The sequence below is a fragment of the Paraburkholderia sp. BR10937 genome (assembly GCF_040965695.1).
Taxonomy (GTDB): domain Bacteria; phylum Pseudomonadota; class Gammaproteobacteria; order Burkholderiales; family Burkholderiaceae; genus Paraburkholderia.
The window spans coordinates 96571-108419 of record NZ_JBFRCL010000007.1 but is presented as its reverse complement, the minus strand read 5'-3'; the positions used below and the strand labels follow the sequence as shown (position 1 = coordinate 108419).

Annotated in this window: 10 protein-coding genes; 2 read left to right on the top strand and 8 right to left on the bottom strand. The window is 67.8% G+C overall.

Annotated elements, in window-relative coordinates; translation table 11 throughout:
• Positions 1-94: 94 nt before the first annotated feature.
• The 5 genes from fumC to AB4Y44_RS08290 all read right to left on the bottom strand — a co-directional run bounded on the left by fumC (position 95) and on the right by AB4Y44_RS08290 (position 6553).
• Positions 95-1510, bottom strand: coding sequence for a class II fumarate hydratase (gene fumC / locus AB4Y44_RS08310; RefSeq protein WP_368699205.1), 1416 nt, complete (start codon positions 1508-1510; stop codon positions 95-97).
• A gap of 239 nt (positions 1511-1749) precedes the next feature.
• Positions 1750-3363 carry a phospholipase D family protein gene (locus tag AB4Y44_RS08305; RefSeq protein WP_342921826.1) on the bottom strand — a complete coding sequence of 538 codons (1614 nt, stop codon included), beginning with the start codon at positions 3361-3363 and terminating at the stop codon, positions 1750-1752.
• Positions 3364-3597: 234 nt separating this feature from the next.
• The gene (locus AB4Y44_RS08300) at positions 3598-4560 is read right to left on the bottom strand and encodes a bile acid:sodium symporter family protein (RefSeq protein WP_342921827.1); all 963 of its coding nucleotides are present in this window, start codon (positions 4558-4560) and stop codon (positions 3598-3600) included.
• Positions 4561-4776: 216 nt separating this feature from the next.
• On the bottom strand, positions 4777-6186 hold the full coding sequence (locus AB4Y44_RS08295) for an MATE family efflux transporter (protein WP_368699204.1): 1410 nt from the start codon (positions 6184-6186) through the stop codon (positions 4777-4779).
• 145 nt (positions 6187-6331) lie between these two features.
• On the bottom strand, positions 6332-6553 hold the full coding sequence (locus tag AB4Y44_RS08290; RefSeq protein WP_028206712.1) for an RNA-binding S4 domain-containing protein: 222 nt from the start codon (positions 6551-6553) through the stop codon (positions 6332-6334).
• A 296-nt stretch (positions 6554-6849) separates the two neighbouring features.
• Here AB4Y44_RS08290 and AB4Y44_RS08285 point away from each other — a divergent pair, with 296 nt between their 5' ends.
• Together AB4Y44_RS08285 and AB4Y44_RS08280 are read left to right on the top strand one after the other, a co-directional pair.
• A complete protein-coding gene (locus AB4Y44_RS08285) occupies positions 6850-7362 on the top strand; it encodes a hypothetical protein (protein WP_342921829.1) in 513 nt (170 codons plus the stop codon).
• A gap of 167 nt (positions 7363-7529) precedes the next feature.
• Positions 7530-9788, top strand: coding sequence for an ATP-dependent helicase (locus AB4Y44_RS08280; RefSeq protein ID WP_368699203.1), 2259 nt, complete (start codon positions 7530-7532; stop codon positions 9786-9788).
• Between the two features lie 45 nt (positions 9789-9833).
• Here the strand turns inward: AB4Y44_RS08280 and AB4Y44_RS08275 are convergent, their stop codons facing one another.
• The 3 genes from AB4Y44_RS08275 to AB4Y44_RS08265 form a co-directional block, all read right to left on the bottom strand.
• Positions 9834-10595 (bottom strand): DUF4088 family protein, encoded by a 762-nt coding sequence (locus AB4Y44_RS08275; protein ID WP_342921831.1) that lies wholly within the window; start codon positions 10593-10595, stop codon positions 9834-9836.
• Between the two features lie 134 nt (positions 10596-10729).
• Positions 10730-11053, bottom strand: coding sequence for an AzlD domain-containing protein (locus AB4Y44_RS08270; RefSeq protein WP_158758285.1), 324 nt, complete (start codon positions 11051-11053; stop codon positions 10730-10732).
• Positions 11050-11769: an AzlC family ABC transporter permease gene (locus AB4Y44_RS08265; protein WP_368699251.1), complete on the bottom strand. Its 720-nt coding sequence runs from the start codon at positions 11767-11769 to the stop codon at positions 11050-11052. Before AB4Y44_RS08265 ends, AB4Y44_RS08270 begins: the two co-directional genes overlap by 4 nt.
• Positions 11770-11849: the final 80 nt, after the last annotated feature.

Genomic DNA, 11849 nt, shown 5'->3' with positions numbered 1-11849 from the left:
GGGTTTGATACGCGGGCACGCTGTTGCGGCAGCATGAAAAAACGGGCGGCGAGGGTTGAACCACGCCGCCCGTTTTGCATTTCAGTCCTGCGAATCAAGCTTGTTGCTTCGCGTTGCCCACCATCTCGCCGGGCTTCACCCACTCGTCGAACTGCTGCTCGGTCACGTGTCCCAGCGCGAGCGCGGCGGCCTTGAGCGTGGTGCCTTCCTTGTGCGCCTTCTTGGCGATCTGCGCGGCCTTGTCGTAGCCGATGTGCGGATTGAGCGCCGTCACGAGCATGAGCGATTCGTTGAGCAGCGTGTCGATGCGCGAGCGGTTCGGCTCGATCCCCACCGCGCAGTGATCGTTGAAGCTGAGCGCGCCGTCGGCGAGCATGCGGATGGACTGCAGCACGTTGTGCGCGATCATCGGGCGGAACACGTTCAGCTCGAAGTTGCCGCTCGCGCCGCCCATGTTCACGGCGACGTCGTTGCCGAACACCTGGCAGCAGAGCATCGTCACTGCTTCGGACTGCGTAGGGTTCACCTTGCCCGGCATGATCGAGCTGCCCGGCTCGTTCTCGGGAATCGACAGTTCGCCCAGGCCGCAGCGCGGGCCGCTCGCGAGCCAGCGAATGTCGTTGGCGATCTTCATGAGGCTCGCCGCCACCGTCTTGAGCGCGCCGTGCGCGAACACGAGCGCGTCGGCGGCGGCCATTACCTCGAACTTGTTGGGCGCGGTGACGAAGGGCACGCCCGTGAGCTTCGCGATGCTCTCCGCCACCTTCTGCGCGAACCGCGGATGCGCGTTCAGGCCCGTGCCCACGGCCGTGCCGCCCTGCGCGAGTTCGTAGAGATGCGGCAATGACGATTCCACGTGCTTGATACCGTGATCGAGCTGCGCGACGTAGCCCGAAAACTCCTGGCCGAGCGTAAGCGGCGTGGCGTCCTGCAGGTGCGTGCGGCCGATCTTCACGATGTCGACGAAGGCCTTCGCCTTCGCGTCGAGCGTATCGCGCAGCGTCTTGAGCGCCGGCAGCAGATGCTTGACGATGCCGTAGGCGGCGGCCACGTGCATCGCGGTCGGGAACACGTCGTTGGACGACTGGCCGCGGTTGACGTCGTCGTTCGGATGCACCTTGCGCGCCTCGCCGCGCTCGCCGCCCAGAATCTCGCTTGCGCGGTTCGCAATCACCTCGTTGAGGTTCATGTTGGTTTGCGTGCCGGAGCCCGTTTGCCAGACCGCGAGCGGGAATTCGCCTGGATGCTTGCCCGCGATGATCTCGTCGGCGGCCTGCATGATCGCGTGCGCCCTGGTCTCGTCGAGCACGCCCAGCGAGAGATTCACTTCGGCCGCGGCGCGCTTGATCGTCGCGAGCGCGGTGATCAGTTCCGGCGACTGCTTTTCGGTGGAGATGCGGAAGTTCTGCAGCGATCGCTGCGTCTGCGCGCCCCAAAGCTGCTGGGCGGGCACGGCGATCTCGCCGAACGTGTCGCGCTCCATGCGGACGTTTTCGTTGCTTGCGGTCATTTGATACTCCGGTGATTGAGGCGGCGCCTTCGGCTCGCGCGGCTCGCGCTGCGCAGGAGGGCGCCGCTCTCGTGACGGGTTCGGATCCGCGTGGTGGCTGGGCTGCGGCGGCGCTGCGCGTCTCGCGTGACAAAGGTGACGCAAGCGGCTTCGCGGCTGGCTCGACGGCGGACGGGTACGACGTTAGTTAAGCGTTCTACGTTTTGCGCGCCCGATAGCGACGTGCGCTCAAAGCCGCTTCACAGCTGGCTATCGACCGGCAACAGCAAGAATAGCCCGGTTAGGACATTTCTGTAGAAACCCGCACCAGGGTCGAGGTTGTAGGTGCGGATCATGCCGTTCTCCTCGTCGGTCCAGACGAGCGGCGAGTTGACCGTCGTGCCTTTGAGCAGCGCCAGTTGCGCGGGCGTCGCGAGCGTCACGCGGTAGCTCACCTGCGGCGAGATCGCGCGCTTGAACAGGTCGGCGACTTCATGCGCGATCGTCGGGCTCTCGACGGTGAGCGCAAGCTCGGTGTTCAGGCGCGCCGAGCGCGGATCGAGATTGAGCGAGCCGATCACGAGCGTGCTGTCGTCGATCACGTACGCCTTGGCGTGCAGGCTCGCGTGCGAGCGCGAACCGACCACGCCGAAGCGCTGCTCGTCGTCGTGCTCGCCCTGCTGCGGCTTGAACTCGTAGAGCTCGGTGCCGGCCTCGAGCAGCGGCACGCGGTAGGGGCTGTAGCCGGCCTGCACCGCCACGGCGTCGGTGGCGGCGAGCGAATTGGTGAGGATCGCCACGCGCACGCCGTGCGAGGTGAGCGCGCGGATGGCCTGCACGCCCGTGTCGTGCGGCACGAAGTACGGCGAGAACACCAGCACGCTGCTGTGCGCCTGATGGATGCGCTCCAGCAGCGCGCGCATGGCGTCGCCCAACTCGCCTTTCTCGGTGCCCGCGATCTTGCCGGGCGAGTCGGCCACGAACGCCCATTTCGCCCAGACGAGCCCGAGCGTGTTGCCCGCGATCTGCTGCGCGAGCGGCGTGGCGTTGAGCGGCTTGGCGTTGTAGGGTTCGGCGCTCTCGCGCCAATGCTTGCGCAGGTCGTCGCGGGCGGCGTCCAGATTGTGCGCGTCGAACTTCTGATGATTGAGCACGCGCAACGGGTAGGAGATCGAGCTGTTCCAGTACTCGTCGAAGCTTGCCGAGACGCTTTGCGCGACCGGGCCTGCCGTCAGCACGTCGAGGTCGCGGAAGTCGATCGTCGGGCTCGCGTTGAAGTATTCGTCGCCGAGATTGCGGCCGCCGACGATCGCCATTTCGTTGTCGACGATCGTCGCCTTGTTGTGCATGCGGCGCGTGAACTGGTCGACGTTCGTGAAGAAGTTGCGCGTGCGCAGGTACATCGACTCGCTCGTGCTGCCGTACGGGTTGAACACGCGGATCTGGATGTTCGGATGGCTGTTGAGCGCGGCCATCAGGCGGTCGATGTCGTGAAAATTCAGGTCGTCGACCAGCATGCGCACGCGTACGCCGCGATCGGCCGCATAGAGCGCCGAGCCGAGCAGCAGCTTGCCGGTGGTGTCCTCGTTGGCGATGTAGTACTGCATGTCGAGCGTCTTCGTCGCCGCGCGCGCGAGCGCGACGCGCATCTGCAGCGAGTCGGTGCCGGTGGCGAGCAGTCGAAAGCCCGATTCGTCGGGGTGAGCCGCAACGGGGGCGGCGAGCGCGGCGCCGAGCGGCGTGGCGCTGGCTTGCTGTGCCGGCAGCGCCGCGCTCGTCTCACGCGGGTAGTCCGTGGCGGGCGGCCGCGTCGCGCAACCGGCGACCAGCGCGAGGCAAACGAGCGCGAAGAAGGCCCGGAACGGGGTTTGCAACGGCGCGCGCCGCAAGGTCAGGGGTTGCGTAACGGCTTCGGATCGGGCGGGATGCGCGGGCAAACGGATTCTCCATGGCGGCGCGCCGCATGATGGTTCGTTTTCATTGCACGGCTTCGCGAAGATTCTACGGGAAGCGGCCCACCTGGCTTGCGGCGGCGGACACGCTGCGTTTGCAATTTCCGGGCCGCAAGCATCTGAGGTTTGAGCGCGGCCGGAAATGTCCGCGGTCGATCAAACGCGCTCGGTCGACGCGTTCGCAGCGCCTTGCGCATCGCGCGTGCTGCAGCGCGCCGGCTTGCCGGCCCAGTAGCCGGCGAGCACCGAGCCCGAGAGGTTGTGCCACACCGAGAAGAGCGCGCCCGGCAGGGCGGCGAGCGGCGAGAAGTAGAGCTTGCCGAGCGTCGCGGCGAGGCCCGAGTTCTGCATGCCGACTTCGATGGCCAGCGTGCGGCACACCGATTCGTCGAAGCCGAGCAGGCGGCCGCCCCAGTAGCCGCCGAGCAGGCCGATGCCGTTGTGCAGCACCACCCCGAGCGCGACGAGCGGACCGACCGTCGCGATGCTCGCATGTGTGCCGCCCACCACGGCGGCGATGATCGCGAGGATCGACACCATGGAGACGAGTGGCAGCACCGGCTCGACGCGGCGCACGAGCGAGCCCGCGAGGCGGTTCACGACGAGGCCGATGGCGATCGGCAGGCCGACGATCTGCAGGATGCTCATGAGCATGCCGCGCACGTCGACGACGATCGAGGCATCGACGTAAAGGCGCGTCAGGAGCGGCGTCGCGAAGACGCCGACGAGGGTGGACAGCGCACTGATCGTCACCGACAGCGCGACGTCGCCGCGCGCGAGATAGATCATCACGTTCGATGCCGTGCCGCTCGCCACGCTGCCCACGAGCACCATGCCCGCGGTGAGATCGGGCGGCATGTGCAGCACTTTGGCGATCGCCCAGGCGGCCAGCGGCATGACGAGGTAGTGCAGGAAGATGCCCGCAGCGACCGGCGCGGGCCGCGTGAAGACGCGCTGGAAGTCGGCGAACGAGAGCGTGACGCCCATCGACAGCATGATGATCATCAGGAGCGTCGTGACGTGCGGCGCGATCGGCGCGACGAGGCCCGGATCGAAGTAGGCGAGCAGGGAAACGAGAACGGCCCAGAGCGGGAAGAGTCGGGTAATCGCGGCAAGCATGAAGGGGTGGTCCGTGAGTGGGTTCGTTATGCGTTGGCGCACGGCAAGCGGTGCCGGGGTGGCCGGCGGCGCTCGCGGGGCGCGGCTGTCTCCTGTGTCGTGCAGCGCACTGTTCTTGCCCTCGTGGGACGGACGCCGCTTGCGGCGCCAGGCGCGTATTTTAACCGGTCGAGCCGGTGCGGCCCGGCCGGTTAAGTAAACGCTTCAGGCTGCGCTTCAGGTCGCGCGGCTCGCCGTGGCGGCGTGAGATTGCGAGCGCCGGCTCATGCGGTGAAAGCGCCATGTCATGAGCACGGCGACGGTGGCGAGCCCGGCCGCCAGGCCCCACCAGAGTCCGAGCGCACCGAGGCCGAAGTGAAACGCGAGCGCGTAGCCGAGCGGAAAGCCGATGCCCCAGTAGCCGAGCGTGGCCGCGAGCATCGGCACGCGCGTGTCCTTGAGGCCGCGCAGGCAGCCCGAACCGACGGTCTGCGCGCCGTCGACGATCTGGAAGATGGCCGCGACGCCGAGCAGCGTGGCGGCGAGCGAAATCGTGTGCGCATTGGCCGGGTCGTCGAGATGCAGGTAGAGCCCGACGATCCAGTGCGGCGCCAGCACCATCACGAGCGCCGAGAGCGACATGAAGCCGACGCCGAGCCCGAGTGCGACGAAGCCCGCATGGCGCGCCGCGCGCGGCACGCCCGCGCCGGACCAGTAACCCACGCGCACATTGGCGGCCTGGCCGATCGCGAGCGGCACCATGAACGTGACGGACGCCACGTTCAGGGCGATCTGGTGCGCCGCGAGCGGCGTCTCGCCGAGCAGGCCCGCGAGCAGGCCGGTGGCGAGAAAGAGCGTCGCTTCGACCGCATAGGTGATCGCGACCGGCCAGCCGATCGTGAAGAGTTCGCCCATCAGCGGCGCCGTGGGCCGGCGCGCGACGACGAAACGCTGGTGCGAAGGCCGCAGGTGCAGCAGCGCCATCAGCACGAACGCGGTGAGCCACACGGTGATCGTCGTCGCCACCGCCGAGCCGAGAAAGCCGAGCCGCGGCAGGCCCCACTCACCGTGGATCAGGCCGAAGTTGAGAAAGCCGTTGATGAACACGCACGCAACCGACACCCACAGAAGGCGCCGCGCCGCGCCGATCGCGGGCAGGAACGAGCGCATGAGCCCCACGCCGATGAGGCTGGCGGGCGCGCCCCAGCGCAGCACCGCCGTGTATTCGCCGATGTGATGCGCGAGCAGCGTCGGCTCCCCGAGGGCGCGCAGGATCGGCTCGGCAAACGAGAGCAGCGCGAACGCCGGCACCGAGAGCAGCAGGGACAGCGCGAAACCGGTCCAGTAGATGTGCGGCACGTGGCTTTCGTTGTCGGCGCCGCGCGCCTGCGCGACGCTCACGCTTACCGAGGTCAGCACGCCCTGCAGCACGGTCACCACCACGAAGAACATGTTGGCGCCGAGGCCGCCCGCGGCGAGCGCGTCGGCGCCGAGCGAGCCGAGCAGCACCGTGTCGGTCACGCTCATCGCCATCTGCGAGAGCTGGGCGATCGCGAGCGGCCCGGCGAGGCGCGCGGTATCGGCGGCATGGCGGCGCAGTGTGGGCGGCGCGGCAACGGCGCGGCGGGAAAGCGTGGTTCGAGTCATGAAAAACGAGCGGCGCGAGATAAGCGCGCCGCGTGGCAGGGTTCGTCTGTCAAAACTGAAAGCTTATTGCGAGACAGCGACCTTGTCGATCCAGATGCTCAAATCTGGTGCATAGACGGCGCCTGCGGGCAAGTTCGGGCGGGACTCACTCGCTCGCCTTGATGGCAATGCGCGTGTCGCCGAGCAGCACGGCCTGGCCCGCGCGGATCTTGCACGTCTTGCGCAGCTCGACTTCGCCGTCCACCTTCACCGCGCCCGAGGCGACGATCTGCTTGGCCGAGCCACCGCTGTCGGCGAGCCCGGTGATCTTCAGGAGGTTGTGCAGTTCGACGTAGTCGCCGGTCAGCGTGAAATCGAGGTTGGGCATGGCGGATTGAAATTCGAAAGGCGTGCGGCTAGCGCGCGAAGGGTGAGCATCATAAGCGATGGCGGGCTGCCACAGCGTCTGTCACATCTCGGGGCCAGATGTTATGAATTCGTCAGTAAATGAAACGTTGAGTAACGTCGCGGGACCCCACGGCGATCTTCATACCAAAATGGTTTCACCCGGATCGACAGCGCCGCCCAGGTTTTTCCTGTGCGGCTCCATCGAGCGGGGGGGCGGATGTAGCGGGCTTGCCTGCTGCAAAAGCGCCTTCGGAACCACTGCAAAGAGGATACGCCATGACCCAGATCGCCAAGCTGCTCACTGCTACCGCCGCTTTTGCCACCGTGACCACTGCCGCCGTATTCGCGCAGGGCGCGTATGCCCAAAACGCGACCCAGGGCGCGACACAGGCCGGCGAAGCCCCAACGATGGCGCCTTCCGGCGCACCGGCCATGGCGCCGGGCGCTGCCCCGGGCCAGATGACCGGCCAGGCGCCGAGCCAGGCGCCCGCCGCTGCGGGCATCGCGCAGCCCGCGCCCGCGCCGCAGGGCATGACCGCACCGCAGTCCGCCGACCCGCTGGTGCAAAAGCGCAACGCGAACGCGGCGGCAAACGCCGAATACCGCAGCGCGAAGAAGTCGGCGAACGCCGAGTACGGCGACGCGAAGAAGCAGGCGAAGTCGCAGTACAAGGCGCAGGTGAAGGACGCGAAGATCAACCACAAGGCCGACCGTCAGGCCAACGACTCGGAAATGAAGGACCAGATGAACGGCATGTCGGCCCAGCAGCAGGGCGGCCAGTCGCAGTGACGAGTGGCTGATGCCGATGGCGCCTGCGCCCTGTGGGGCGCAGGCTGCGTCAGGGCTTGCAAGCGGCGGCGTCCGGCAACGGGCGCCGCCGTTTCGTTTGGTGACTCCCGGAGGTCGGCGGCGCCGAAACGCGCCACGGCGTTGTCGTTAAATCCCGCCAGATCGCCATGGAATCAGGCGCTTGCGGACGTGGGGTGTATGGATATACAGTATGCGTCGCTCCTTCCCGATTCGCCACATTCACCGTCCCAGCGCCCGCCGTGTCCACCGTTTCCGTTGCCGATTCCTCCGCCTCCGATGCCAGCCAGGCGCGCGCCGAAGCGGCCAATGCCGTTTCCGCGTGGCTCGCGAAACTCAACGACGCGCAGCGCGAGGCCGTCGAGCACGGCAACGAAGCGGGCTATGCGCCGGGTTCGGCGCTGCCGGGCCCGCTGCTCGTGATCGCGGGCGCCGGGTCGGGCAAGACGAATACGCTCGCCCACCGCGTCGCGCATCTGATCGCGGGCGGCGCCGACCCGCACCGCATCCTGCTGCTCACGTTCTCGCGGCGCGCCGCCCAGGAAATGACGCGGCGCGTGGCGCGCATCGCCGCCAGCGCGCCGGGCGCGGCCGCCGTGCTCGCACAGGGGCTCGGCTGGGCGGGCACCTTTCACGGCGTGGGCGTGCGGTTGCTGCGCGAGTACGCGGATCACATCGGCCTGTCGCCGGCGTTCACGGTCAACGACCGCGAGGATTCCGCGGACCTCATGAATCTGGTGCGCCACGAACTGGGTTTCTCGGCCAAAGAAAAGCGTTTCCCCTCGAAATCGACTTGCCTCGCGATCTATTCGCGCGTGGTCAATACGGGCGATTCGCTCGCCAATGTGCTCAACCGTTCGTTCTCGTGGTGCCTCGAGTGGGAGCCGCAGCTGCGCGCGCTGTTCGCGTCGTACGTGGACGCCAAGCAGAAGCAGAACGTCCTCGACTACGACGACCTGCTGCTCTACTGGGCGCACATGGCCGCGGAACCGGCCATTGCCGCCGATCTCGCGGGCCGCTTCGACCACATCCTCGTAGACGAATACCAGGACACCAACCGCCTGCAGTCCTCGATACTGCTCGCGCTCAAGCCCGATGGCCGCGGCCTCACCGTGGTCGGCGACGACGCCCAGGCGATCTATTCGTTTCGCGGCGCGACCGTGCGCAACATTCTCGATTTCCCGGCGCAGTTCGATCCGCCCGCGCGTCAGGTGACGCTCGAGCGCAACTACCGTTCGACGGCGCCGATCCTCGCGGCCTCGAACGCCGTGATCGACGCCGCCGCCGAGCGCTTCACCAAGAACCTGTGGACCGACCGCCCCTCGCAGCAGCGCCCGCGCCTCGTCACCGTGGCCGACGAGGCCACCCAGGCGCGCTACGTCGTCGAGCAGATTCTCGAGGCGCGTGAAGCGGGCATGAAGCTCAAGCAGCAAGCTGTGCTGTTTCGCGCGGCGCACCACAGCGCGACGCTCGAAATCGAACTGGCGCGGCGCAATATCCCGTTCGTCAAGTTCGGCGGACTGCGTTTTCTCGACGCCGCGCACGTGAAAGACGTGCTGGCGGTGCTGCGCTGGGCCGAGAATCCGCTCGACCGCGTGGCGGGGTTTCGCGTGACGCAGTTGCTGCCGGGCGTCGGGCCCGCCAACGCCGCGCGCCTGCTCGACCAGGTGGCCGCGTGCACGGGCGCGTATCGCGCCGCCGAGGCGCTCGCGGCATTCGCGCCGCCGCCGCGCGCGGCCGAGGACTGGCCTGCGTTTGCGTCGCTCATCGACAGCCTCTCGATGCGCTCGACGCCGTGGCCGGCCGAGTTCGAACGCGTGCGGCGCTGGTACGAGCCGCATCTCGAGCGCAATCACGAAGACGCCCAGGTGCGTCTCGCCGACTTGCTGCAGATGGAGAGCATTGCGAGCACCTACGCCTCGCGGGAGCGTTTTCTCACCGAGCTCACGCTCGATCCGCCCGACGCCACGAGCGCCGAATCCGCCGATCCGCTGCTCGACGAGGACTATCTGATCCTCTCGACGATTCATTCGGCGAAGGGGCAGGAGTGGCGCAACGTGTTCGTGCTCAACGGCGTGGACGGCTGCATTCCGTCCGATCTCGGCGCCGGCAGCGACGAGGAGCTGGAGGAGGAGCGGCGGCTGCTCTATGTGGCGATGACGCGCGCGAAGGAGGATCTGCACATCGTCGTGCCGCAGCGCTTTTATGTGCACAACCAGGTGGCGTCGGGCGACCGGCACGTATGGGCCTCGCGCACGCGCTTCATCGCCACGCCCATGCTGCCGCTGTTCGAATCGCGCGCATGGCCGCCCGCGCCGGTGGCGAGCGCGCCGAGCGCAGCGGGACTCGCCGCCGCCGCGCAGGCGAAGGTCGAGATCGCCGCGAAGCTCAGGAAGATGTGGGATTGAGGGGGAGAGCGGGGCGCGCGCCGCTTTCAGGCGGCGCGCCAGCGCTCAGCGCCGCTGCTCGCGCGCCGTGCTGCGCTGCGGCGGCATGAAGAAGTTGCGCATCCACGCGGCGAGGCGCGTGAAGACGTCGTCGGGCTCCTCGACGAAAATCTCGGGCTTGAGCAGGCGCAGGTACTCCATGATCTGTTGCGCTTCCTGCTTCTGGAACACGCCATGCGTGACGCCGAGCCTCAGCAGCCCGCGCAGTTCGCCCAGACGCTCGCGCGCCGCGCTGCCGCTAGCCTGTTCGCAGCCGATCTTCGCTTCGTACACACGCTGACGCAGCGACTCGGTGAGGCGCCACGCGGGCGTCTGCATCGACTCTTCGAGCGCCTGGATGTCCTGCACGCCCGATTTGATCTGCGCCGCCAGCGGATCGACCAGCGTGTCGTCGCCCTGGGCTTCGCTCACGATGGCCGCAGCCCAGTCGCGGCACTGCTTCGAGAGTTCGTCGGGCGTCCACTCGGGCCGCGATGCGAAGCCGAAACCGAATTCGCTCGCCTGACGCATCAGGATCGAGACGACCTCGGGGAATTCCTTGTCGAGCGTGCGCTTGGCCCACGCGTACTGGCCACCCTGCAGGAGCCGCTGCACAGCGTGCTCCGTGAGCGGCGTCATGTTGTCGAGCAGCTTCGCGCGCAGGTAGTCCTCGAACTCCGGCGTGGCGAACTGCGGGTCGAGTTTGAGCGAGACGCGCAGGAACGCGTCGAAATCCTTGCGCAGCGACGCAAGCGTTTCGTCCTTCAGGTTAAGGGTGATATGCCCCATTGTGGTTGCCCCGGTGTAATCCTTGTCGCTTCTCGCGTGCTCTCGCCGTTCGAGCAGTGGCCTGCCAGAGCAGGCCCTGACGGGTTTAACGGCGCTCCGGGGTGAAACTTGAGCGTAAGGGGCGACGCTCGCCTCTAGCGCAGGACGACGCCTTGCCAGAGGAAGAACACGCCGAGCCCGACCGCGATGGTGAGAAGCGGGCGCTTCGTGAGCGCGCTGACGACGATCGCCGCGAGCGCACCGACGAGCTGCGGGTTACGCCAGGTCAGCTCGGCGCCTTGTCCGTGGGGCGAGACCGCCATCGGCACGATGATCGCCGTGAGCACGGTGACGGGCACGAAGCCGAGCGCGGTGCGCACGAGCGGCGGAAACACCAGCCGGTCGCCGAGCACGAACACCGCGGTGCGAATGACCAGGGTGATGAGGGCCATGCCGAGAATCAGGACGACGTAGTTCATTGCCCGGCTCCTGCGGCGCGTTGGACGTTGGGGGACTTGCGGGAGGACTCGCTGCCGGCGCGCGCGCCGCGCGGGGAACCCGGGCGCGAGAGCACGACACCCACCACCACGCCCGCGAGCACGGCGCCGAGCAGCCCGAGCTTGTACGGCCAGCCCTGCCAGAAAAAGGCGAGCGCGCCCGCGGTCGCGGCGGCGGCGAGGTAGCGCACGGCCACCAGCTGCGGCACGACGATGGCGATGAAGGTCGCGACCATCGCGAAGTCGAGGCCGAGCGACTGCAGACCCGGAAACGTCGCGCCGAACAGCAGGCCGGCCGCAGTCCAGAGTTGCCAGTTCAGATACATCGAGAGCCCCGAACCGAGGAAATGCCACGGCGAGACGTCGTCCCCGGGCGGGTGGCGGCGGAAATGCGCCCACGCGACAGCGAAGACCTCGTCGGTGAGCAGGCCGCCGAGCACGAGGCGCCAGCGCAGCGGCAGGTGCGAGACATAGGGCGCGAGCGTCGCGCTGTAGAGCACGTGCCGCAGGTTCACGATGAACGTGGTGGCGAGAATCACCGCGAAGCTCGCGTGCGAGGCGATCAGCCCGAGCGCGATGAACTGCGCGGAGCCGGCGAACACGGCAAGCGACATGAACTGGCCGTGCCAGAGCGAAAGCGGGCCCGAGGTGACGAGCGTGCCAAAGATCACGCCGAACGGCGCGGCGCCGATCATCATGGGGATCGTGTCGCGCGCGCCGGCGACGCATTCGGCAAGGCGGTTGGGATGCGTGGTCAAGCTGTCCTCCTGATACATGG